This is a genomic window from Dactylosporangium sp. CA-233914 (assembly GCF_050942935.1).
Lineage (GTDB): Bacteria > Actinomycetota > Actinomycetes > Mycobacteriales > Micromonosporaceae > Dactylosporangium.
In genome coordinates this window covers 12,258,777-12,280,828 of sequence record NZ_CP192030.1, presented here as the reverse complement: position 1 = coordinate 12,280,828, position 22,052 = coordinate 12,258,777, and the positions used below count along the sequence as shown (strand labels likewise).

The 22,052-nt window shown below is 72.4% G+C and carries 21 protein-coding genes; 10 read left to right on the top strand and 11 right to left on the bottom strand.

The window, feature by feature from the left end; genetic code table 11:
- Nucleotides 1–91: 91 nt before the first annotated feature.
- On the bottom strand, nucleotides 92–2,185 hold the full coding sequence (locus ACQPY0_RS54900; protein WP_432980557.1) for a RecQ family ATP-dependent DNA helicase: 2,094 nt from the start codon (nucleotides 2,183–2,185) through the stop codon (nucleotides 92–94).
- A gap of 42 nt (nucleotides 2,186–2,227) precedes the next feature.
- Nucleotides 2,228–3,184: an NlpC/P60 family protein gene (locus tag ACQPY0_RS54895; protein ID WP_432980554.1), complete on the bottom strand. Its 957-nt coding sequence runs from the start codon at nucleotides 3,182–3,184 to the stop codon at nucleotides 2,228–2,230.
- A 61-nt stretch (nucleotides 3,185–3,245) separates the two neighbouring features.
- On the opposite strand from ACQPY0_RS54895, the gene ACQPY0_RS54890 reads away from it, so the two are divergent.
- Nucleotides 3,246–4,109 carry a hypothetical protein gene (locus ACQPY0_RS54890; RefSeq protein WP_432980551.1) on the top strand — a complete coding sequence of 288 codons (864 nt, stop codon included), beginning with the start codon at nucleotides 3,246–3,248 and terminating at the stop codon, nucleotides 4,107–4,109.
- Between the two features lie 41 nt (nucleotides 4,110–4,150).
- Here the strand turns inward: ACQPY0_RS54890 and ACQPY0_RS54885 are convergent, their stop codons facing one another.
- Nucleotides 4,151–5,752 (bottom strand): DEAD/DEAH box helicase, encoded by a 1,602-nt coding sequence (locus tag ACQPY0_RS54885; RefSeq protein ID WP_432980548.1) that lies wholly within the window; start codon nucleotides 5,750–5,752, stop codon nucleotides 4,151–4,153.
- Nucleotides 5,753–5,976: 224 nt separating this feature from the next.
- Here ACQPY0_RS54885 and ACQPY0_RS54880 point away from each other — a divergent pair, with 224 nt between their 5' ends.
- Nucleotides 5,977–6,663 carry a ferritin-like fold-containing protein gene (locus ACQPY0_RS54880; RefSeq protein ID WP_432980545.1) on the top strand — a complete coding sequence of 229 codons (687 nt, stop codon included), beginning with the start codon at nucleotides 5,977–5,979 and terminating at the stop codon, nucleotides 6,661–6,663.
- Between the two features lie 108 nt (nucleotides 6,664–6,771).
- Here ACQPY0_RS54880 and ACQPY0_RS54875 read toward each other — a convergent pair whose 3' ends face one another.
- Together ACQPY0_RS54875 and ACQPY0_RS54870 are read right to left on the bottom strand one after the other, a co-directional pair.
- The gene (locus ACQPY0_RS54875) at nucleotides 6,772–7,005 is read right to left on the bottom strand and encodes a DUF3107 domain-containing protein (protein WP_432980542.1); all 234 of its coding nucleotides are present in this window, start codon (nucleotides 7,003–7,005) and stop codon (nucleotides 6,772–6,774) included.
- Between the two features lie 70 nt (nucleotides 7,006–7,075).
- Nucleotides 7,076–7,714: a TetR/AcrR family transcriptional regulator gene (locus ACQPY0_RS54870; protein WP_432980539.1), complete on the bottom strand. Its 639-nt coding sequence runs from the start codon at nucleotides 7,712–7,714 to the stop codon at nucleotides 7,076–7,078.
- Nucleotides 7,715–7,803: 89 nt separating this feature from the next.
- On the opposite strand from ACQPY0_RS54870, the gene ACQPY0_RS54865 reads away from it, so the two are divergent.
- Genes ACQPY0_RS54865 through ACQPY0_RS54845 form a run of 5 tightly spaced genes read left to right on the top strand, consistent with a single transcriptional unit; the run spans nucleotide 7,804 to nucleotide 13,912 of the window.
- Nucleotides 7,804–9,888 carry a hypothetical protein gene (locus ACQPY0_RS54865; RefSeq protein WP_432980536.1) on the top strand — a complete coding sequence of 695 codons (2,085 nt, stop codon included), beginning with the start codon at nucleotides 7,804–7,806 and terminating at the stop codon, nucleotides 9,886–9,888.
- Nucleotides 9,889–9,944: 56 nt separating this feature from the next.
- Nucleotides 9,945–10,982: an alpha/beta fold hydrolase gene (locus ACQPY0_RS54860; protein WP_432980533.1), complete on the top strand. Its 1,038-nt coding sequence runs from the start codon at nucleotides 9,945–9,947 to the stop codon at nucleotides 10,980–10,982.
- Nucleotides 10,983–10,988: 6 nt separating this feature from the next.
- On the top strand, nucleotides 10,989–11,852 hold the full coding sequence (locus tag ACQPY0_RS54855) for a DUF3152 domain-containing protein (RefSeq protein ID WP_432980530.1): 864 nt from the start codon (nucleotides 10,989–10,991) through the stop codon (nucleotides 11,850–11,852).
- Between the two features lie 41 nt (nucleotides 11,853–11,893).
- Nucleotides 11,894–13,072, top strand: coding sequence for an adenylyltransferase/sulfurtransferase MoeZ (gene moeZ, locus ACQPY0_RS54850; protein WP_432980527.1), 1,179 nt, complete (start codon nucleotides 11,894–11,896; stop codon nucleotides 13,070–13,072).
- Nucleotides 13,073–13,114: 42 nt separating this feature from the next.
- Nucleotides 13,115–13,912 carry a squalene--hopene cyclase gene (locus ACQPY0_RS54845; protein ID WP_432980524.1) on the top strand — a complete coding sequence of 266 codons (798 nt, stop codon included), beginning with the start codon at nucleotides 13,115–13,117 and terminating at the stop codon, nucleotides 13,910–13,912.
- A gap of 63 nt (nucleotides 13,913–13,975) precedes the next feature.
- On the opposite strand, the gene ACQPY0_RS54840 is transcribed toward ACQPY0_RS54845, so the two are convergent.
- A complete protein-coding gene (locus ACQPY0_RS54840) occupies nucleotides 13,976–14,275 on the bottom strand; it encodes an MGMT family protein (RefSeq protein ID WP_432980521.1) in 300 nt (99 codons plus the stop codon).
- 51 nt (nucleotides 14,276–14,326) lie between these two features.
- Between ACQPY0_RS54840 and proB the strand changes: the two genes are divergently transcribed.
- Nucleotides 14,327–15,427 carry a glutamate 5-kinase gene (proB, locus tag ACQPY0_RS54835; RefSeq protein WP_432980518.1) on the top strand — a complete coding sequence of 367 codons (1,101 nt, stop codon included), beginning with the start codon at nucleotides 14,327–14,329 and terminating at the stop codon, nucleotides 15,425–15,427.
- Between the two features lie 3 nt (nucleotides 15,428–15,430).
- Here the strand turns inward: proB and ACQPY0_RS54830 are convergent, their stop codons facing one another.
- The gene (locus ACQPY0_RS54830; RefSeq protein ID WP_432980515.1) at nucleotides 15,431–16,786 is read right to left on the bottom strand and encodes a gamma-glutamyltransferase; all 1,356 of its coding nucleotides are present in this window, start codon (nucleotides 16,784–16,786) and stop codon (nucleotides 15,431–15,433) included.
- Between the two features lie 88 nt (nucleotides 16,787–16,874).
- Between ACQPY0_RS54830 and ACQPY0_RS54825 the strand changes: the two genes are divergently transcribed.
- Nucleotides 16,875–18,221, top strand: coding sequence for an MFS transporter (locus ACQPY0_RS54825; protein WP_432980512.1), 1,347 nt, complete (start codon nucleotides 16,875–16,877; stop codon nucleotides 18,219–18,221).
- A complete protein-coding gene (locus tag ACQPY0_RS54820; RefSeq protein WP_432980509.1) occupies nucleotides 18,196–19,623 on the top strand; it encodes a pyridoxal phosphate-dependent decarboxylase family protein in 1,428 nt (475 codons plus the stop codon). The genes ACQPY0_RS54825 and ACQPY0_RS54820 overlap by 26 nt, the downstream gene beginning before the upstream one ends.
- Here the strand turns inward: ACQPY0_RS54820 and ACQPY0_RS54815 are convergent.
- From ACQPY0_RS54815 to ACQPY0_RS54800, 4 genes are read right to left on the bottom strand one after another with little or no spacing between them, the layout of a single operon-like run.
- On the bottom strand, nucleotides 19,589–20,560 hold the full coding sequence (locus tag ACQPY0_RS54815; RefSeq protein ID WP_432980506.1) for a complex I subunit 1/NuoH family protein: 972 nt from the start codon (nucleotides 20,558–20,560) through the stop codon (nucleotides 19,589–19,591). The two genes, ACQPY0_RS54820 and ACQPY0_RS54815, sit on opposite strands and share 35 nt — an antisense overlap.
- Nucleotides 20,560–21,129 carry an NADH-quinone oxidoreductase subunit C gene (locus ACQPY0_RS54810; protein ID WP_432980503.1) on the bottom strand — a complete coding sequence of 190 codons (570 nt, stop codon included), beginning with the start codon at nucleotides 21,127–21,129 and terminating at the stop codon, nucleotides 20,560–20,562. Before ACQPY0_RS54810 ends, ACQPY0_RS54815 begins: the two co-directional genes overlap by 1 nt.
- Entirely contained in the window at nucleotides 21,126–21,569 is a 444-nt protein-coding gene (locus tag ACQPY0_RS54805; protein ID WP_432980500.1) for an NADH-quinone oxidoreductase subunit B, read from the bottom strand. The genes ACQPY0_RS54810 and ACQPY0_RS54805 overlap by 4 nt, the downstream gene beginning before the upstream one ends.
- Nucleotides 21,485–21,829 carry a hypothetical protein gene (locus ACQPY0_RS54800; protein WP_432980498.1) on the bottom strand — a complete coding sequence of 115 codons (345 nt, stop codon included), beginning with the start codon at nucleotides 21,827–21,829 and terminating at the stop codon, nucleotides 21,485–21,487. Before ACQPY0_RS54800 ends, ACQPY0_RS54805 begins: the two co-directional genes overlap by 85 nt.
- Nucleotides 21,830–22,052: the final 223 nt, after the last annotated feature.

Below are 22,052 nucleotides of genomic sequence, written 5' to 3'. Positions count from 1 at the left end.
GAACACTCCCACTCACCTCGCCGCGGGCCCGTTCTCGTTTCCTTCTCTGCTCCGCGCGCTCGACGCGATCCCGCGCCGTCCGGGCCCGGCCTCAGGCGGTCAAGGCCAGCGCGAACGGCAACACCCCCTGAGCGCCCGCCTCTCGCAGGGCCCGGGCTGCCAGGGCCATCGTCCAGCCGCTGTCCACCATGTCGTCGACCAGCAGCACCGGCCCGTCGGCGGCGCGCACTGCCTCGGCCAGCGCCGGCGGGACGACGAAGCCGCCGTAGAGCGCGCGCACCCGCTGTGCGCTGTTGGTCCGTGAGGCCGTCTCCGTGGCCGCGCCGGGTGGAATGGTCCCGAGCAGCGGCAGCCGCCCCACCGAGGCGATCCGCGCGCCGAGCGATCCGACCAGCTCCGGCGCGTGGCGCGATCCGAGCACCACGACGCCGACCGGTCGCTGCTCCCAGCGCCCGTCGCCCTTGGCCCACTCGGCGAGCGTGGCGACGACACCGTTGAACAGTTCGTCGGAGACGGGGGCGTCCGGCCCGTTGAGGGTGGTGCGCAGGCGATCGCCCCAGCCCAGGTCGCTGAGGCGGCCGATCGCGCGGCCCGGCAGCGACTGCTCGCCGGGTGGGATCTTGCCGCTGAGGGGCACACCGACCGCGGGGAGCCCCGTCGGCCACAGCCGGCGCGGTGCGATCTCGACACCGGCCCGGCCGAGGTGGGCGCGGGCCCCGTCGAGGGCGGCGGGGGAGACGTCGGTCGGATACCAGGCGCCGGCGCACGTGTCGCACCGCCCGCACGGCGCCGCCTGCGGGTCGTCGAGCTGCCCGCGCAGATACTCCAGCCGGCACGACGACAGCGCCGCGTATTCCAGCATCGCGGCCTGCTCCGCCTCGCGCGCCTGCGCGATGCGCGCGTATCGCTCGGAGTCGTGCCGCCAGGGCGCCCCCGTGGCCTCCCAGCCGCCGCCGCGCACCCGCCGGACCGCCCCGTCGACGTCGAGGACCTTGAGCATCAGCTCGAGCCGGCCGCGGCGCAGCTCGACCCGCGGCTCCAGCGCCTGGATGGACAGCGGTTTGGCGGCCGTGGCGAGCACGTCGAGGACCGCGCGGACCTGGTGCTCGGGCGGGAAGGCCAGCGAGGCGAAGTATCGCCAGATGTCCGCGTCCTCCTTGCCCGGCAGCAGTAGCACGTCGGCCTTCTCCACGGCCCGCCCGGCCCGCCCGACCTGCTGGTAATAGGCGATCGGCGAGGACGGCGCGCCCAGGTGCACCACGAACCCGAGATCCGGCTTGTCGAACCCCATCCCGAGCGCCGAGGTGGCCACGAGCGCCTTGATCCGGTTGTCGAGCAGGTCGGCCTCGGCGCCGCGCCGGTCGGCGTCCTCGCTCTTGCCCGTGTAGGCCGCGACCTCATACCCCTGCCCGCGCAGGAAAGCCGCCGTCTCGTGCGCCCCGGCGACGGTGAGCGTGTAGATGATCCCGGAGCCGGGCAGCGCGGCGAGGTGCTCGCCGAGCCAGGCGAGCCGGTGCGAGGGCGAGGGCAGCGTCAGCGACCCCATGCGCAGGGACTCGCGGTCGAGCGAGCCGCGCAGCACCAGCGCGTCGCCCAGCTGCTCGGCGACGTCCGCGGTGACACGGGAGTTGGCGGTGGCGGTGGTGGCGAGCACCGGCGTGCCGGGCGCCAGGTCGAGCAGCAGCGTGCGCAGGCGCCGGTAGTCGGGGCGGAAGTCGTGGCCCCAGTCGGAGACGCAGTGCGCCTCGTCGACCACCAGCAGGCCGGTCGTCGCCGCGAGCTTGGGCAGCACGTCGTCGCGGAACACCGGGTTGTTGAGCCGCTCGGGGCTGACCAGCAGCACGTCGATCGAGCCGGACGCGATCTCCGCGGTGATCGCGTCCCACTCCTCCAGGTTGGCGGAGTTGATCGTCCGCGCCGCGATCCCGGCCCGCGCGGCCGCGTCGACCTGGTTGCGCATCAGGGCGAGCAGCGGCGACACGATCACCGTCGGCCCGGCGCCGCGCCGGCGCAGCAGGGCGGTCGCCACGAAATACACCGCCGACTTGCCCCACCCGGTGCGCTGCACGCAGAGCACCCGGCGCCGCCCGGCCACGAGTGCCTCGATGGCCGTCCACTGGTCTTCACGCAGCTCAGCGGTTTCTCCGGCGAGCTTCTTGAGAACTTCCGAGGCTTCCTGTCGCACGAGGCCGACGCTAGCCGAAGGGTCCGACAAAAACCGAAAGGATCACTGCGGGCGGCCGTACCCGATCACCGGAGCGTAGTTGATCAGTCGCATGGAGATACGCTCGCCCGCCCGGGGTGCCTCGATCACGCGGCCGTCGCCGATGTAGATGCCGACGTGGCTCACGTCCTTGTAGTAGAAGACCAGGTCACCGGGGCGCAGCTCGGCCCGCGTGATCGGCTTGACGGTCTGTTTCTGGCGGGCGGCGTTGTGGGGGAGTACGACTCCCGCGGTCTTCCACGCGGCCATCGTGAGCCCCGAGCAGTCGAAGCTGTTCGGCCCGTCGGCCCCCCACTGGTAGACCTTGCCCAGCTGGGAGTAGGCGAAGCGCACGGCCCGCCCGGCCGCGTCGTCGGTGAAGGCCGGCACGAACCCGTCGTGCAGCGCACCCGAGGGCGCCCGGGCCGCACGCCCGACGCCGAGCCGGCGCAGCTGCGCCTCGATCGTGGCCTTGCGCTGGCCCAGCTCGGTCTGCTGAGCCCGCTGCGTGGCCTGCAGCTTCGACAGCTCCGCCTGCTGGGTGGCCAGCTCGTCCCGCGCGAGCTTCAGCGCCCGCAGCGCCCCGACCCGCTTGCGCGAGATCTGATCCAGCATCGCCAGCTGGTCCATCCAGGACTCGGGCGAAGGCGCCGACATCAGCACGGCCGTCGACCCGACGGCGCCGCTGCGGTACAGCGCCGCCGCCGTCTCATCGGTCTCGTGCTGGGCGGCGTCGACCTGTGCCCGCATCGGCCCCAGGCGCGAGTTGACCTGCTCGAGGCGCACGTCGGTGGCCCGCAGGTCGTCGCGGACGGCGTTGTACCGTTCGACGACGCCCTCGAGCTCCTGCCAGGCGTTGGCCAGCAACCGTTGCCGGTCCGCGGTCGGATCCGCGTGACCGGTTCCCGGCGCCGCCAGGAGAATGAACCCAGCGACGACGAGCGATGCGGCGCTGCGCAAGTTCTTGCGGCGAAACCCCACGTGTCACTAACGTCGCAATTTGGACAAAAGTTACCTAAGTTCCCTCGGTAGGGTGGGTCGCATGTTGCTCAAGGGACCGCTCGTGGCGGCCGGGATGGTCGCGGCCCTGCTCCTGGGCTTCGGCATCGCCAAGGCGACGAACTCGCCGGCCACACCGTCCGCGGCCGCGAATCCGACCACGATCCCGTCCCATTCGCACGGTGGCGCGGTCATCGGCGACCTGGGCGGCTTCTCGCTCAGTGCGGGCGGCTTCACGCTGGTCCCGTCCCAGTCGCTGGTCATCGCGCAGCCCACCGAGCAGCGCTTCGCATTCAAGATCCTCGGCCCGGACGGCAAGCCGGTCACGAAGTACATCGAAAACCACGCCAAACTGATGCACTTCATCGTGGTGAAGCATGATTTGTCCGGCTTCCAGCACCTGCACCCCGACCTGGCCGCGGACGGCACCTGGTCGACCCCGCTGACCCTGCCCACCCCGGGCATCTGGCGCCTCTACGCGGACTTCGTGACCCTCGACCCGACGGGCCAGCAGGCCCCGATCACCCTCGCCGTGGACGCCACCGTCAGTGGAAATTACACGCCGGCGCCGCTGCCGCCGGCATCGCGTACGGTGGACGCCGACACCTTCAAGGTGACCCTCGAGGGCGCCCCGCAGGTCAACGCCACCCAGCCCCTGTCGTTCCGCGTCTTCGCGGGCGGCTCGCCCGTGACCGACCTGGAGCGCTACCTGGCGGCGTACGGTCACCTGGTCGTGGTCCGCGACGGCGACCTCGGCTACCTCCACGTCCACCCCGAGGACCAACTCGTCGGCGGGGCGGTCAAGTTCTGGCTGTCCACCCCCAGCCCGGGCCGCTACCGCATGTACTTCGAATTCCAGAAGTCCGGAAGCGTCCATCGCGCGGAGTTCACGGTCGACGTGCAATGAAAAGGGCGGGTCCGACGAGGACCCGCCCTGAACATGAACCTCTACTCGGCCGCGCTCTCCCCGCCGCGTCCACGGCCACCCCGGCGGCGCCGCCGGCGAGTGCGACCCGGCCCGGCCTCGTCTCCGGCGACCGCGACCGGCGCCCCGCCGTCATCCTCCGAAGGGGCCAAGGACGAGCCCTCCGTGGACGCCGCGTGCTCGGCGGCGTCCACCTCGCCCCGCCGGCGACGCCGGCGCTGGCGACGCGGCTCGGCCGCCTCCGCGGTCTCGGTCGCGACGGCCGGCGCCGAGGAGCGCCCACGCGCGCGGGTGCGGCTCCGCCCGCGCGGCTTGCCCTCGACGTCCTCGAGCTTCTCCGCCGACAGGCCGGCCCGCTTCCGGTCGGCCGTCGGCAGCGAGCCGGTCGTGCCCTCCGGGATGTCGATGTCGCTGAGCAGGTGGGCCGAGGTGTGGTACGTCTCCGGCGGCTCCGGAAGCTCCATCCCCAGGCTCTTGTCGATGATCCGCCAGCGGGGCATGTCCTCCCAGTCCACGAACGTCACCGCGACGCCGGTCGCGCCGGCGCGGCCCGTGCGGCCGATGCGGTGGGTGTACGTGTCCGGGTCCTCCGGGCAGTCGTAGTTGATGACGTGCGTCACGCCGGAGACGTCCAGGCCGCGCGCGGCGACGTCAGTGGCGACGAGAACGTCGATCTTGCCGGCGCGGAACGCCCGCAGGGCCCGCTCGCGGGCGCCCTGGCCCAGGTCACCGTGGACCGCGGCGGCGGCGAACCCGCGGAAGTCGAGGTCCTCGGCCAGGCGGTCCGCGGCGCGCTTGGTGCGGCAGAAGATCATGGTGAGGCCGCGGTCGGTGGCCTGCAGGACCCGCGCCACGATCTCCATCTTGTTCAGCGGATGGGTGCGGTACACGAACTGCTTCGTCAGCGGCGAAGGGCCCGTGCTGGCGTCGTGATGCGCGTGGATCGTCATCGGCTGGCGCAGGAACCGCCGCGCCAGGGTCACGATCGGGTCGGGCATGGTCGCCGAGAAGAGCATCGTCTGGCGCTCCTCCGGCAGCAGCGTGAGGATGCGCTCGACGTCGTCGAGGAAGCCCAGGTCGAGCATCCGGTCGGCCTCGTCGAGGACCAGCGCGCGCACGGCGTGCAGGCGCAGGTGCTTGCCCTTGGCCAGGTCCAGCAGGCGGCCGGGGGTGCCGACCACGATCTCGACGCCGTTGCGCAGCGCCTCGACCTGCGGCTCGTAGGCGACCCCGCCGTAAAGCGGAAGGACCCGCACGCCGCGGGTCTTGCCGGCCGCCGCGATGTCGCGGGCGACCTGCAGGCCGAGCTCCCGGGTCGGGACCACGACCAGCGCCTGCGGGAGCCCGTCGGCGCCCTCGCCGGGGGCGGTGACCCGGTCCAGCAGCGGAACGCCGAACCCGAGGGTCTTGCCGGTGCCGGTCGGCGCCTGACCGATGAGGTCGGTGCCCCGCAGGGCGATGGGCACCGCGTATTCCTGGATCGCGAAGGCTCGCGTGATGCCGACCGCCTCGAGTGCGGCCACGGTCTCGGGCCGGGCGCCGAGGTCGGCGAAGGTAGGACTGTCGTCGCGCACAGGAGCGCGGGGGGCCACCGTCTCGGCGGCCTCGGTGTTGTCGATCGTCATGTTTTGCTCGGGGTGTCTCTCTCGCGGGAGCGCCCCTGATGTGCCGGGTGCGCTCGATCGGTGTAGGGCGCGGGCCACACGCGACCGATTTGACCATGGTCGCGGGCTACAAACGCCGGTTTGCCAGGGCTAGGGTCCGCCCGGACTATTTCGGCCAGTGTACCGACACGAACGCGGATTCGCTCACTACACCGCGCGACGGTCCGGCGGGGTACTGTGCCGACGTGTCCGATCTCACTCCGGCCGCCGCCCCGAATGACGGTACACCCGTCGATGAGCCGCCCATGGAGGCGGTCGTCGATCTGCTGGGCATGCTCGCGTACGGCGAGCTGGTCGCCTTCGACCGCATGGCCGCCGACGCCCGCCTCGCCCCCGACCTGCGCCGCCGTGCCGTGCTGAGCGAGATGGCGGCCCGCGAGATCACCAACTACCGGCGCCTGGCCGGCCGCCTGGCCGAGCTGGGCGCCGACCCCGAGGCCGCGATGGCCCCCTACGTGCGGGCGGTCTCGGACTACCACGAGCAGACCGAGCCGAACGACTGGCTGGAGGGCCTGACCAAGGCGTATGTCGGCGACGCGATCGCTGACGACTTCACGCGCGAGGTCGCCCTCGTCCTGGCGTCCCCCGACCGCGACCTGATCCTCGACGTCCTGCACGACTCCGAGCACGCCGACTTCGCCGCCGACGAGCTGCGCGCCGCGATCGCGATCGACCCGAAGGTCGCCAACCGCCTGTCGATGTGGGCCCGCCGCCTGGTCGGCGAGGCGATCTCCCAGTCGCTGCGCGTGGCCGGCGAACGCCCGTCGCTGGCGGCCCTGCTGGCCGGCCGCGGCACCGACTTCCAGGCGTTGCTCAAGCGCCTGACCACGGCGCACACGGCCCGTATGGGCGCGGTGGGTCTCAACAACTGACCCGGGCTGTGCCGAAATGCTGGAAATGCCGGGCGCGAGCGCCCGGCATTCCGTGCGGCGAGGGCAACGAAAAGGGCCCCGCGCGGGGGCCCTTGCGCTGACCGGATCTCAGCGAGCCGCGGAGAACCCGACCGGCCGGGCCGACGACTCGGCGATCTCCACGTAGGCCAGCTTGTCGACCGGCACGATCACTCGCCGGCCCTTCTCGTCGACGAGCGACAGAACACCTTTATCGCCACCGCTGATCGCGTCGGTGACCGCAGACTCGACCTCGCTGGGCGACTGGTTGCTCTCGAGCACCAGTTCCCGAGGCGCGTACTGCACGCCGATCTTGACCTCCAACGTCTTCCTCCTTGATCGGGCGCGGCCGCGCGTCGGGCCGCACACCCAGTGTGGTTGAAGATTAACGCGATCAGGCGTGTTCGCCTTGCAGGGGGAAGCTCGCGATGCCGCGCCACGACAATGTGGTCAGCAGGCTCTCCGCCTCGGCCTTGTCCACCTTGCGGCCACCGGCCAGCCAGAAGCGGGCCGCGATCTCGGCGGCGCCGACCAGGCCGGAGGCGAGCAGCTCGGCCCGGGCGCGGCTGACGCCGGTGTCGGCCATGATCGTGTCGGTGATGGCGGCGATGCAGCCGGTCTCGACGCGGTCGACGCGTTCGCGGACCGCGGGGTCGTTGCGCAGGTCGGACTCGAAGACGAGCCGGAAGGCTTCGCTCTCGTGGTCGATGAAGTCGAAATACGCCTGGATCGCGCCCCGCACGCGGTCCTTGTTGTCGGTGGTCGCTTCCATCGCCGAGCGCACCCGGGAGACCATCGCGTCGCAGTGCGTGTCGAGCAGGGCCAGGTAAAGCTCGAGCTTGCCGGGAAAGTGCTGGTAGAGCACCGGCTTGGAGACGCCCGCGCGCTCCGCGATGTCGTCCATCGCGGCGGCGTGGTAGCCCTGGGCCACGAAGACCTGCTGGGCCGCGGCGAGCAACTGCTTGCGGCGGGCCGACCGGGGCAACCGTACGGGTCGACCGGCCGCCTGAGTGCCGCTCATCGCCGAGGTCATGTTCACCATCCGGATTTGGGTCGAGATTGCAACTTACCCCCTTTCCACCCACACGGTAGCCTCACCTAGGGGCGACGGAGGAGCGTGCGGTGGACGAAACAGGGCAAGCCGGAAGCCCGGATGCGGCTGGTGGATACCCTGGTGCGAACCTTGGCCCAGCTCCGGGCCATGGTCGCGGCCGTGGCGGATACCCGGACGGGCACATCGGTGGCCCGACGCCGACGGACGACGCCCTGGAGGCGATCGTCTCGGCGTGGCGTGAGCCGGCCACGGGTTCCATCGCGGGCCGGGCGTCCGTCACCGGCAGCTTCAGCAGCATCAGCCCCAACGGCCTGGGCTCCAACGGCGTCAGCGTGAACGGGTTCAACGGCGGCCACGGGCCCGGCACCAACGGTACGAATGGGGCAAACGGCGGTCAGAACGGCAACGGTGTCAACGGCGTCGGCTCGCGCGGCCGGGCCGAGGTCCGCGGTCCGTATTCCGACATGCTTGCCCCCGTGAGTCCGCCCGTCTCCGCGCCGCCGCCGGTTCAGCCGCCCACCACGACGCTGCACTACGGCCACTACGGGCCCGACGGTCAGGGCTGGCCCAGCTCCACCGGCGAGACCAGCAGCGTCCCGGCCCCGCCGCCCCCGGCGCCCGGCACCGTCTACGGCGCGCTGCCGGTCGAGCACACCGGCGAGGTCCGCCGCCCGGTCTCGGCCCAGCCGGCGTTCGGCCAGCAGCCGTATGAGTTCAACCAGCCCCAGGAGCCGGAGCAGGCGCCCGCGCCGCCGGTGCCGAGCCAGTGGGGATACCAGGGCCGCTACCAGCAGTCCCAGGACTATCAGCCCCAGGACTACCAGCCCAAGGACTACCCGCCCCAGGAGTATCAGCCCAAGGACTACCCGCCCCAGGAGTATCAGCCCCAGGAGCAGCGGCATTGGGCGCCGGAGCCCGCCGGTGAGCCCGAGTTCGACTGGGCCGCGCCGGCCCAGCGCGAGCCGGCGCCGCCGCAGCCCCCGGCCTCCGCCCAGCCGCAGCAGCTGCCCACTCAGCGGGTCCCGGAGGACGACCCGCTCGTCGGGCCGCTGCCGCCCGTCCTGCTCGGCTCCGCTTCGGCGCTGGCCCCGGCCGAGCCGGTCATGCCGACGTTTGCCGACGACCTGCACGAGCCGGCCTATGCGCCGCTGGAACTGCCGCAGCGCATTCCCGCCGAGCCCGACGTGCCCCCGGTGCCCGCCGGTGAGCCGCAGCCGGTCACGCTCGGCGCGCCGCAGTCGGCGGCGGTCGGCGCGCCCGAGCTCGCCCGGATCACCAACTACCTGCGCGAGGACGAGGACAGCGAGCCCGGCGACCCGGACAGCCGGCCCGACGGCTTCGACGTGCAGAGCGTGCTCCGCGCGGTCCAGTCGGTCGGCGGCGTGCACCGCGCCAGCCTGCGCAAGAACGCCGACGGCATGCACACGCTGCGCCTGGAGCTGGCCGACGAGGCCGACGCCGGGCAGGTCAGCCGGATCGTCGCCCGGATGCTCAACGACACCATGGGCCTGTCGGCCGAGCAGAACCCGCTGCTGCCCGAGGGCATGCCGGCCGCGCCCGCCGCGTTCGCCCCGGCGACGGACACCGCGGTGATGCCGCCCAAGCCGCCGACGCGCAACTCGCCGCACAGCGCCCAGCCGGGGTACGGCCGCGAGTCCCGCCGCCGCCGGCCGGTCAGCAGCGGCGTGCGCCGGCCGGCCGAGCAGAAGGCGCCCGCCCTGACGCCGAACCCGGGCTCGATCGTCTCGCCCCGGATCGTCATCGAGTCCGTCGACGTCAGCACGCAGGGCATCGACGCGACCGTCGAGGTTCGCCTGACGGCCGACAACCAGCCGGCCATCGGCGTGGCCAGCGGCCCGAACTTCGACGGATACATGCTCAAGCTCGCCGCGATGGCCGCCGCCTCCGCCGTCGACCAGTTGCTGGTCGACACCGACACGTCCGTGCGCGCCCGCTGTTACGTCGAGCACGCGGCGGTCGTCGCCCTGGGCGGGTGCGAGGTGGCCGTCGTCGTGCTGCTGCTGATGTACGAGGGCTTCGTCGAGCAGCTCACGGGCTCGGCCGTGGTCGCCGCGGACGGCGACTCGCGCCAGGCCGTGGTGCGCGCGACCATGGCCGCGGTCAACCGCCGGCTGGAGGCGTTGCTTCCCTAGGGCATCCCGCTTCCCTTCCGTGGGCATCTCATGGAAGGGAGCGGCACACTTGGGTCATGAAGCGAGCAACTCTTGTTCCGGAGTTCACCGTCCCGTCACCCGAATGCCTGCCGGAGCGGTGGCCGGGGCGAGAGGTGGAGCTCGACGGATCGATCACGTACGTCCGCGACACCCCGGCCGCGACGCCGAACAGCGAGCCGGCCGTCTACGTGCACGGCCTCGGCGGCTCCTCGACCAACTGGACCGACCTGGCCGGCATCCTGGCCTCGCGCACGGACGGCACCGCGCTGGACGGGCAGGCCATCGACCTGCCCGGATTCGGCTACAGCGCCCGCGCCCACAGCTACACCATCGACTCGATGGCGACCCACGTCATCCGCTGGATCGAGCACAGCGACCGCGGCCCCGTCCACCTCTTCGGCAACTCGATGGGTGGCGCCGCGATCGTCAAGGCCGCCGCGCACCGCCCCGAACTGGTCCGCTCGCTGACGCTGATCTCCCCGGCGATGCCGTTCCTCGACCCGCGCCGCTCCCTGCAGGGCCGGGTCGTGCCCCTGCTCCTGCTGCCCAACGCCGCCCGGCTGGCGGCGCGGCGCATGTCGTCGATGGAGCCCGAGGCGCTCGCGGACATGGTCATCGACTCCTGCTACGCCGACCCGACCCGCTACCCGGCGCAGCGCCGGCTGGAGGCCATCGAGGAGGCGCGCCTGCGCCATCAGGTGCCGTGGTACGCCGAGGCGTACGTCGGCAGCCTCCGCGGCCTGGTGAGCAGCTTCCTGCGGGCGTACCTGCCCGGCGAGGGGTCCATGTGGCGCGCCGCCGCGAGGATCACCGCCCCCACCCTGGTCATCGCCGGACGCCAGGACCGGCTCGTGGACATCCGCACCGCGCCGCAGGTCGCCCAGCTCATCCCGGACAGCCGGCTGATGATGCTGGAGGGCGTCGGCCACGTGGCGCAGATGGAGGTTCCCCGCTCCGTGGCACGGGCCGTGTTCGGGCTGCTGGACGAGCTCGCGGGCGCCGGGGCGCAGGTTGCGGTACAGGTGCGGTCCACGGTCCGCCCGCGCGTCGCCCGGGTGCGCATGGCAAGCTGAACATCGATGGTGAGCCGGCTGATCAGCGACCGCCGGCGGGAGCCGGAACCCCTGCCGAGCGACCCGACGGCCGCCCGCGAAGTCGTGCGCGCCGCGCGGCACCGCCGCCGCATGGAGGCCCGGCGCCGCCGCTACATGATCGCCGGCGTCATGGCCACGGCCGGCCTGCTCGCCGCGCTCGGCCTCGGCCGCCAGCTGTTCTTCGCCGGCGACTCGCAGGCCGCGCCCGACCCGCCGGCGCGCCAGGACGAGCCGATGCTGACGCCGCCGTCGCAGCCGGCCAGCCCGCCGCCGGAGGCCGGCCCGGCCAAGGGCGAGGGCACCTTTTCGTACGCCACCAGCGAGGGCCCGGTGGCCGGGGCGAACGGGGGGCTGAAGAAGTACCGCGTCGCGGTGGAGAACGGGGCCGGGGTGCGGGCCGACGCGTTCGCCGCGGCCGTCGAGAAGACCTACGCCGACCCGCGCGGCTGGACCGCGGCCGGCGACCTGCGCCTGCAGCGCGTCGCGGGGGAGGGGGCCGCCGACTTCACCGTGTTCCTGGCCACCCCGGTCACCTCCGAGCAGATGTGCGCGACGGCGGGGTTGCACACGGAGGGGTACAGCTCCTGCCGGATCACCGGCAAGGTCATCATCAACCTGGCCCGGTGGAACACGGCGATCCCGGACTACGGCGTGCCGGTCGCGGACTACCAGACGTACGTCGTCAACCACGAGACCGGGCACGAGCTCGGCCACGGGCACGAGGCGTGCCCCGGCCAGGGAAGGCCCGCGCCGGTGATGATGCAGCAGACGTACGGCCTGAAGGGCTGCGTCGCCAACTCCTGGCCCTACGTCGACGGGCAGTTGTACACCGGACCCAAAGTGCCGTAGCTCACTCGGGTTCGGCCCTCCGGCGCGGCAGAATGAGAACCATGTCGCTGCCTCCTCTGGTCGAGCCCGCCGCCGACCTGTCGGTGGACGAGGTCCGCCGCTACTCGCGTCATCTGATCATCCCCGACGTCGGCGTGGCCGGGCAGAAACGACTCAAGAACGCCAAGGTGCTCTGCGTGGGCGCGGGCGGCCTGGGTTCGCCGGCGCTGATGTATCTGGCGGCCGCCGGCGTGGGCACGCTCGGCATCATCGAGTTCGACACCGTGGACGAGTCCAACCTCCAGCGCCAGATCATCCACGGCCAGTCGGACATCGGCCGCCCGAAGGCCGAGTCCGCGCGCGACTCGGTGCTCGAGATCAATCCGTATGTCAACGTCGTGCTGCACAACGAGGCGCTCAGCAACGACAACGTGATGGAGATCTTCGCGCAGTACGACCTCATCATCGACGGCACCGACAACTTCGCGACGCGTTACATGGTCAACGACGCCGCGGTGCTGCTCGGCAAGCCGTACGTGTGGGGTTCGATCTACCGCTTCGACGGCCAGGCCTCCGTCTTCTGGGCCGAGCACGGCCCCTGCTACCGCTGCCTCTACCCGGAGCCGCCCCCGCCCGGCATGGTGCCCTCGTGCGCCGAGGGTGGCGTGCTCGGCGTCCTGTGCGCGTCGATCGGCGCGATCCAGGTGACCGAGGCCATCAAGCTGCTGACCGGCGTGGGTGAGACGCTGCTGGGCCGCCTGATGGTGTACGACGCCCTGGAGATGGAGTACCGCAAGATCAAGCTCCGCAAGGACCCGAACTGCGCGATCTGCGGCGAGAACCCGACCGTCACCGGCCTCATCGACTACGACGACTTCTGCGGCGCCGTCTCCGACGAGGCCCAGGCCGCGACGATCGGCTCCACGATCACCGCGACCGAGCTCAAGGACTGGCAGGACTCCGGCAAGCCGATCGAGCTCATCGACGTGCGCGAGCCGGCGGAGTGGGAGATCGTCCGGGTCCCCGGCGCCCGCCTGGTGCCCAAGGGCGAGATCCTCAACGGCAACGCGCTCGCGGAGCTCCCCCAGGACCGGCAGATCGTCCTGTACTGCAAGAGCGGCGTCCGTTCCGCCGAGGCCCTCGCCGCCGTGAAGGCCGCCGGCTTCAAGGACGCCGTCCACGTGCAGGGTGGCGTGGTTTCCTGGGTGAAGACCGTCGACCCCGCACTGCCGGTCTACTGACGGCCAACGTGGCGAAGGCGGGCGAGCGGTAGCCTACGGCCCATGGTCGACCTTGATGCCGCGATCGGTTACGTCGTCGCCCACGGCGACGCCGTGGACCGCGCCCGCCTGGCCTGGCTGCGCACCGGCCAGGCCCCCTCGGCCGACGTGCTGGAGCGGGCCGAGGTCGGCCAGGCGTCCACGGGCGGCTGGCCGGCCTACCACGGCGCGCACATCGCCTCGGTCGACGCCAGCTGCTTCCGCCTCGGCGAGCTGGACGACCTCGGCGCGATCGACCGCCCCGCGGCCCGCAAGGCGCTGACCTGGCTCGGCCACAGCCAGCGCCCCGACGGCATGTGGGAGGAGGACGCGTCGCTGGCCGGCATCGCCCCGCCGTGGGCCCAGCCCGGCGACGACGAGGCCCGCCTCTACCTGACCACCAGCGCGGCCTTCTGGCTCGTGGTCGGCGGCCCGGCCCCGGGCGACGAGGACGAGCACGCGGCCCGCATCGCCCGCGCCGCCGAGGCGTTCCGCGCCTCCCTGCGCCCCGACGGCAGCTGGCCCTCGTTCCTGGTGACGGGCTGGCTCGGCTGCGCGGTGCTCTACCACCTCGGCTGGTTCTACGAGTCCGCCCAGATCCAGGTCGCCCTGGCCGACCGCGTGCCGACCATGACGGCGGCCGACACGGCGTCGATGGCCGCGGCCCTGCGCCGGGTGGGCATGTCGATGGAGGACTGGCTGCTGGGCGCGGCGCGGAAGCGGCTGCTGGAGACACAGCGCAGCGACGGCGGCTGGACCAGCGACGACGGCGACCAGTTCAACGTCCACACGACCCTGACGGCGATCCGCGCCCTGCGCTGAGGCGCCGTCGAGTCGCCGGTCATGAGCAGGACGTCCACCCTGACTTCGGATTTGTCGCCTTTATCAGGACTCGTCCGGCCACCAGGCGGCACGGCGCATGTCGACCTTGTCGCCCCGCAGCGGCGTGCCCTCGCCCCGGTGCCGCCGCAACGCCTCGACCTCGTGCCCGGGGACCAGCCGCCCGTTCGCGGCCACGACCCGGTGCCAGGGGACCCCGCCGCCGTGGAGCGCCATCACCGTGCCGACCTGGCGAGGGCCGCCCCGCCCGAGGTATTCGGCGATCGCGCCGTACGACATGACGCGCCCGGCCGGGATGCGCTCCACAACCTGCAGAACCAGCTCGGTGTACTCGTCGTCGGCCACGATATGGGAACCTACCGCGCGGTCCGCGAAGGCAGGCGGCAAGATTAGCGGGTGCGCGAACAGGTCACCGACGCTCGGCGGATCGTGGTCAAGGTCGGGTCGTCGTCGCTGACCACCGCGGCCGGAGGCCTGGCCGGAGAGCGCGTCGACGCCCTGGTCGAGGCGCTGGCCACCACGCCGGCCGAGGTGGTGCTGGTCTCGTCGGGCGCGATCGCCGCCGGCCTGGCCCCGCTCGGCCTGCCCCGCCGCCCGCGGGACCTGGCCACGCAGCAGGCGGCCGCGAGCGTGGGGCAGGGCCTGCTCATGAGGGCCTACAACGACGCGTTCGCCAGGCAGGGCCGTGTGGTGGGCCAGGTTCTGCTGACGGTGGACGACGTGACCCGGCGCGCCCATTACCGTAACGCCTACCGCACGCTGCGCCGCCTGCTGGACCTCAAGGCCATCCCGATCGTGAACGAGAACGACACGGTCGCCACGCAGGAGATCCGCTTCGGCGACAACGACCGCCTGGCCGCGCTGGTGGCCGCGCTGGTCCACGCCGACCTGCTGGTGCTGCTGTCGGATGTCGACGGCCTCTACACGGGCGACCCGTCGCTGCCCACGTCGCGGGCCATCACGGACGTGCGCACGTTCGCCGACCTGGACGACATCGACGTCAAGCGCCCCGGGAAGGCCGGCATCGGCACGGGCGGCATGGTCACCAAGGTCGAGGCGGCGCGGATCGCCACGACGAGCGGCATCCCGGTGGTGCTGGCCTCGGCGCCGCAGGCCGCGGACGTGCTCAAGGGCCGCGAGGTCGGCACCCTGTTCCACCGCCAGCGCGAACGCCCGCAGGCCCGCCTCTTCTGGCTGGCCCACGCGACGAGCCCGAGGGGCCGGCTGCACCTGGACCCGGGCGCGGTCCGCGCGGTGGTGAGCAACCACGCATCGCTGCTGCCGGCCGGCATCACGGCGGTGGACGGCCGCTTCGCCGCGGGCGACCCGGTGGACCTGGTCGACGACGGCGGCATCCCCGTGGCGCGGGGCCTGGTCAACTACGACGCGGCGGAGCTGCCGAGCCTGCTGGGCCGCTCGACGGGGGACCTGGCCGCGGAGCTGGGCCCGGCCTACGAGCGGGAGGTCGTACACCGGGACGATCTGGTCCTGCTCTGACAGTCAGGCCAGGAGGCGGCCGATGCCGCCACGCCTCGGGTCGCCCGCGGCGCCGGCCACGCCGACCGCGCTCACGCCGCCGAAGTAGTGGTCGAGGCGGTCCCAGCGCTGGATCTTGTAGCCCGCCTCCTGCAGCGCGTCCAGCTCGTCCTCCGGGTAGCCCGGCTCGGCGTGGACCAGGTCCGACACCACGTGGAATCGCGGGCGGTGGATCGCCTCGTGCGTGCCGGTGCCGTCGATCACGGTGTTGATCAGGGCGTGCAGCAGCGCAGTGCGGATTCTCGTCGCGCCGGCCGAGCCGATGGCCAGCAGCAGCGGGCCGTCGGGGGCCGTCACCACCGTGGGGCACATGCACGAGGCCATGCGGTCGCCGGGAGCCGTGCCCGGGCGAATCAACTCGCCCTCACCCAGCATCGAGTTCAGGTGGATGCCCAGACCGTCCAGCCAGACGCCGGAGCCGATGCCGAGGGTCAGCGTGACCACGCAGGCGTTGCCGTCCGCGTCCACGACGGAGATGTTCGTCGTGTCGCCCAGCCGCTGGCTGCCGTATGACCGCAAGGCATCCGCCAGCGCCACGGCCCGGGCCGGACGGGGGAGGTCCGCCAAGTCCGGCAGCGCCCCCAACGTCACGATGAAGTCGTTCAGATCGGGGCGGGCGCTCACCGTCAGGCCGCCGAGCTCAGCCGACGCCACCGGCAGCACCAGGACCCGGTATTCGGACAGATCCGTAGAGGTCAGAATCCCGCCGCCGGCGTTGATCGCCGAGACGATCTGGCGGCCCACCCGTCCGGTGTAGAAGGCGGCCGGCCCCTCGTCGGCCAGGATCCCCAGCGCAGTGTCCAGCCCGGGGTGGTACAGCAGATCCCCGCCCTGCAGCAGCCGGCCCCCGGGCGCGTAGACCTGAGCACCGAACCCGGGCAGCATGGCCTGCTGCAGGGAAGCGAGGGTCCCGGCGTGCGGCTGAGGCAGCAGGGTGCCGCTACGCGCGAGGGAGGCGGCCGGCGCGACGACCCGCTGCCAGGGCAGGCGCCCCCACCGCTGATGCAGCGCCCCGCACCCGGCCGGAACCCCGGGCACCCCGACGCTCGACGCCCCGATCTCGTACCGCTGCGGAACCCCGCCGAACGCCACCGCGATCGGCACCATGGGCGCCCCGGCTCGGGTGGCGCCGAGGCCGGGGACCGAGCAGAAGAAGTCGAGGCAGGTAGTGGTCCGGGTGGCGGCCTCGTAATAGGTGGCGAACCCCCCGCCGGCGATGCCGGTCAGCACACTCTCCGCCACGCAACTGGCCAGCATCGCGGCGACCGCGGCATCGGCGGCCGAGCCGCCGGCGTCCAGCACGCGCAGGCCCACCTCCACCGTGGCGGGATGGCCGGCCGCCACTCCCGCCGGGATCTTCGATTCAGAACCCTTATATGAAGAAGTCTCGCGGTAGCATCCGTGGACCATGAATCACCCGTCGCAGTCACTGCCCGGACGTGTGCGGGCGGGGTACGCACTCGGCTCGCTCGTCACGGGTGCCTTCGGCACCGTGCCGGGTTTGTTGCTTCTGCCCTACCTCACCGACACCCTCGGCGTCGCGGCCGGGGTTGCCGGGCTGCTCGTACTCGCGCCGAAGGCGTGGGACGTGCTGATCAACCCGGTTGCCGGGCGGATCTCCGATCGTACCCGCACCCGCTGGGGCGCCCGGCGGCCTTATCTGCTCGGGGCGGGGCTCCTGGTCGCCGTGCTGTTCGCGGGGATCTTCGCGGCGCCGGTGCGCAGCGGGGTGTACGTGGCGCTGACGTTCCTGGCCACGGCCACCGCGTACGCGTTCTACCAGGTGCCGTACGTGGCGATGCCGGCCGAGATGACCGATGACTACACCGAGCGGACCCGCCTGATGACCTGGCGGGTGGCGCTGCTCGCGGTCGCCATCCTGGCCTCGGGCGCCCTGGCGCCGATGGTCACCAAGCAGTTCGGCGACGGAATCCCCGGTCACCGCGCCATGGGCGTGTTCGTGGCCGCGCTCATCGTCGTCGGCACGCTGGGCAGCTTCCTCGGCACCCGCGGCGCACCCACCGGCCAGGTCCTGCAGAGCGAGGCGAGCCTCGGACGGCAGTTGCGCACCGCGCGGCAGAACGGGGCGTTCACCCGGCTGCTGATCTGCTTCATCATCCAGGCCGCCGGGATCGCCACCATGCTCGCCGGGGTCAGCTACTTCGCCACGCAGGTGCTGCAGGACCCGGACACGGGCGCGACCGTGCTCTTCGCGTGCTTCGTCGGGCCGGCCCTGCTGGTGATGCCGCTGTGGTCCCGGGTCGGGGAAAGGCTCGGCAAGCTGCGGTCGTACGTCCTGTCCTCCCTGATCTTCGCCGGCGCGGCGGCCCTGATCGCGCTGGCGCCCGCGCTGCCCGCCGTCGCGGTGTACATGATCACCGGGCTCGTCGGCTGCGGATACGCCGGCCAGCAGGTCTTCGGCCTCGCGATGCTGCCCGACTGCATCGCCTTCGACGCGGCCCGCACCGGGCGCCGCCAGGCCGGCGTCTTCACCGGGCTGTGGACGGCCGGCGAGACGTTCGGGCTCGCGCTCGGGCCGGGGATCTTCGCCGTGATCCTGGCCGCGTTCGGGTACGTCTCCAGCGACTCCGGCACCGCCGCGGCCCAGACGGACACGGCCCGCCTCGGCGTGCTGCTCGGCTTCACCGTCGTACCCGCCGTCATCGTCGCATCGGCGTTGTTCACTCTGCGACGCTATGACCTCGACGAAGAGCGACTGACGCAGGAGGTTGAGGCACGTGAACGCACTGCCTGAGCGGGGCCTCCCGGCCCAGGACGTCCTGGCGGAGCTGCGCGAGATGCGCGGCGGCGACCTGCCGACCCACGGCGGGCGGCTGTTCGCGTACGTGTACGACCCCGGACTGGCCGGCCTCGACGACCTCGCCGCCGCCGCGCACGCGATCTCCGCGCACGTCAACGGCCTGGACCCGACCGCGTTCCCGTCGCTGCTGGCGATGGAGAACGACCTGGTCGGGGCGGCCGCGCAGCTGCTCGGCGGCGACGAGCGCACCGTCGGCAGCGTGACGGGCGGCGGCACCGAGTCCCTGATCCTGGCCGTGAAGGCGGCCCGCGACGGGCGCCCGGACATCGCCGCACCCCGCCTGGTCATGCCGGTCACGGCGCACGCCGCCCTGGCCAAGGCCGCCGCGTACCTGCGCGTGGCCCTCGACACCGTGCCCGTCGACCCCGCGACGCTGCGCGTGGACCCGGCCGCGGTCGCCGCCGCGATCACCCCCGACACGGTCCTCGTCGCCTGCTCCGCTCCGTCGTACGCGCACGGCCTGATCGACCCCGTCGAGCCGATCGCCGCCGCGGCCCGGGCGGCGGGGGTACGCTGCCACGTGGACGCGTGCTTCGGCGGCTGGACCCTGCCCTACCTGCGCCGCCTCGGTGAGCCGGTCCCGCCGTTCGACCTGTCGGTGCCCGGGGTCACGAGCATCTCGGTCGACCTGCACAAGTACGCGTACGCGCCCAAGGGCGTCTCGGTCCTGCTGCACCGCGACGAGCAGCTGCGCGCGCCGCAGTACTTCGGCTACGCGGACTGGCCCGGGTACACCATGGTCAACCCGGTCATCTCCTCGACCCGCTCCGGCGGCCCGATCGCCGCGGCCTGGGCCACCCTGCGCCACATCGGCGACGACGGTTACCTGGCCCTGGCGGCCCGGACGCGCGAGGCGACCCGGGCGATCGCCGACGCGGTGGCGAAGATCGAGGACTTCGCGGTCGTACCCCGTGAGTCGACGGTCGTCGCCTTCATGTCCTGCGGCGTCGACCTGTTCGTCCTGGCCGACGAGCTCGCCGCGCGCGGCTGGCACACGCAGCCCCAGTTCCGCCACGGCGAGATCCCGGCGTCGGTCCACCTGACGGTCACCGCCGCCGTGGCCCCGCGGGTCGGCGAGTTCGAGTCCGACCTGGCCGCCGCGGTCGCCGCCGCCCGCTCGCACGGGCCGGTCGAGCTGCCCGACGGCATCCTGGAGCTGCTCGGTCAGGTGCCGGTCGAGCAGCTGGCCGCGACCCTGGGGCTCGGCGAGGGCGGGGCGCTGCCGCAGCGCATCGCCCCGATCAACACCTTGCTGAACGCCGTCGATCCGGCGGTACGAGAACAGCTGCTTGTGGCTTTTCTCAGTCTCCTGCAGCGACCTTCACGGCGGCCGTGAGCACCAGCTGGCCCAGGGCCGCCGGGACCAGGACCAGCCAGCACAGCCGCTGCAGCTGGTCCTCGCGCAGCCGCGGGTAGGACACGCGCACCCAGATCACCACGAACGAGACCGCGAAGACCTTGATCAGCGTCCAGGCCCAGCCGAGCTGCTCGTCGAGGCCGAACGGTCCCTTCCACCCGCCCAGGAACAGCACGGTGGTCAGCGCCGCGATGACGACGATGCCGACGTACTCGGCGAGCAGGAAGAACGCGAAGCGCAGGCCCGTGTACTCGGTCATGTAGCCGAACACGAGCTCGGAGTCGGCGATCGGCATGTCGAACGGCGGCCGGCGGATCTCGGCCAGCCCGGCGATGAAGAAGACCAGCATCGCCGGCAGCTGCCACAGCAGCCACCAGGGCCGCCACGCCTCGACGATCCCCGAGAGCGACAGCGTCCCGGCCGCCATGGCCACCGACAGTGCGGAGAGGATGAACGGCAGCTCGTACCCCAGCAGCTGCGCCGCCGCGCGCAGGCCGCCCAGCAGCGCGTACTTGTTCGCCGAGGACCAGGCCGCCATGAGCACCGCGACCACGCCGACGCCGACCACCGCGAGCACGAAGAACAGCCCGATGTCGAGCTTCTGCGCCACGAGCCCGCCGGGGCCGAGCGGGATGACGAGCAGCACGACGAGGTACGGCAGCAGCGCGATCACCGGCGCCAGCCGGAACACCGCCCGGTCGGCCGCCCGCGGCGTGATGTCCTCCTTCTGCACGAACTTCACGCCGTCGGCGACGAGCTGCGCCCAGCCGTGGAACGCGCCCGCGTACATCGGCCCGAGCCGCCCCTGCATGTGCGCCATGACCTTGTGCTCGGCCTGCCCCACGATCAGCGGCAGTGTCAGGAACGCCACGACGACGGCCAGGACACGGATCGCCACGTCGAGCCAGATCGGCATCAGGACCGTCCCCCTGGCCATTCGCTGGGATCCGGTACCCCCGGCGGCCGCATCGGCGCCCGCTTGCTGACGGTGTGGTCGCTCTCCCCGGGCTCCTTGGCCCCCGGCCACGGCTTGGCCACGCGCGAGGCGAGCACGAACTCCTTGCGCAGCGGATGCCCCTCGAACTCCGGCGGCAGCAGCAGCGGGTCGAGCCCCGGGTGCCCGGTGAACCCGATCCCGAACATCTCGTGCGTCTCCCGCTCGTGCCACGCGGCCCCGGGAAACACGCCCACGATCGACTCGACGTCCGGCGCCGACCGGGCCAGCTCGGCGCGCAGCAGCACCCCGTGCCGCTGCCCGGTCGACCACAGATGCGCCACGATCATGAACCCGCCGGGCAGCTCGTCCACGGCCGAGAGCCAGTCGAAGAAGTCGAATCCTTCCCTTTTCGCCGTCGTGACGGCGTCGACCCACCGCTGCGCCGGAACGTCCACGGTCGCCCGCGCGAACTTCCCGCCCCCGCTCTCGGACGCCTCCCCGGCCCCGAGCAGCCCAACCAGCCGCTCCCCGATCTCGGCGGGCGTCACGGCTTCACCGGCGGCGCGGTGAGCGCCCGGACATCGGGCCGCGGCGTCCCGCCCAGCCCCGCCTGCTCCCCGGCGATCTTCTCCTGCAGCCGCATGATCCCGTGCAGCAGCGCCTCGGGCCGCGGCGGACACCCCGGCACGTACACGTCGACGGGGATGATCTGGTCCACGCCCTTGGTCACGGAGTACGAATCCCAGTAGGGCCCGCCACAGTTGGAGCAGGCCCCGAAGCTGATGACATACTTGGGCTCGGGCATCTGGTCGTAGAGCCGCTTGATGGCCGGCGCCATCTTGTCGGTGACGGTCCCCGAGACGACCATGAGGTCGGCCTGCCGGGGCCCGTGCGCAAACGGAATCACGCCCAGCCGCATGAAGTCATGCCGCCCCATGGAGGTGGCGATAAACTCGATGGCGCAGCACGCCAACCCGAAGTTGAACACCCACAGCGAGTAGCGCCGCCCCCAGTTGAGCACAAACTTGATCGGCTCACCCAGCACACCCGACATGGCGACAGCCTACTCGCCCGCCGGTCCACCGATACGCCTCCACGAACGCCGCGATCTTCCCCGTCCACGGCGACGACGGCCAGGTACCCATACAGCCGCCCCAGTTCCCGCCGCCCGGCGAACCCGTCGTCGATGGCGCGAACCACCCGATACCCGTCGAAGAGCGACCCCGGCACCGGCGCGATGCAGTCCACGAGCGCAAGATCGACCTTGGGATGCCCGAAGTAGGCCGCAGCATCGACAAAGACCGCCCGATCAGCGAGGCAACGAATCCGGTATTTCCGCCTTTGTCATGATTTCCCGTATTCGCCGAGCCAGGTCAAGCGGCAACCACCCGGCATCGACGGCGTCTTGATCCGCGGCTCAACCCGCCGCTCAAGATAGAAGTCCCGCCACGAGTTGGACGGGACGTGCCGG

Bases quoted from the DNA above. Each gene is read 5' to 3' on its own strand.
- ACQPY0_RS54890 (WP_432980551.1), top strand. From the start codon at position 3,246: ATGTTGCTCAAGGGACCGCTCGTGGCGGCCGGGATGGTCGCGGCCCTG.
- ACQPY0_RS54885 (WP_432980548.1), bottom strand. From the start codon at position 5,752: ATGACGATCGACAACACCGAGGCCGCCGAGACGGTGGCCCCCCGCGCT.
- ACQPY0_RS54870 (WP_432980539.1), bottom strand. From the start codon at position 7,714: ATGACCTCGGCGATGAGCGGCACTCAGGCGGCCGGTCGACCCGTACGG.
- ACQPY0_RS54860 (WP_432980533.1), top strand. From the start codon at position 9,945: ATGAAGCGAGCAACTCTTGTTCCGGAGTTCACCGTCCCGTCACCCGAA.
- ACQPY0_RS54855 (WP_432980530.1), top strand. From the start codon at position 10,989: ATGGTGAGCCGGCTGATCAGCGACCGCCGGCGGGAGCCGGAACCCCTG.
- moeZ (WP_432980527.1), top strand. From the start codon at position 11,894: ATGTCGCTGCCTCCTCTGGTCGAGCCCGCCGCCGACCTGTCGGTGGAC.
- ACQPY0_RS54845 (WP_432980524.1), top strand. From the start codon at position 13,115: ATGGTCGACCTTGATGCCGCGATCGGTTACGTCGTCGCCCACGGCGAC.
- ACQPY0_RS54825 (WP_432980512.1), top strand. From the start codon at position 16,875: ATGAATCACCCGTCGCAGTCACTGCCCGGACGTGTGCGGGCGGGGTAC.
- ACQPY0_RS54815 (WP_432980506.1), bottom strand. From the start codon at position 20,560: ATGCCGATCTGGCTCGACGTGGCGATCCGTGTCCTGGCCGTCGTCGTG.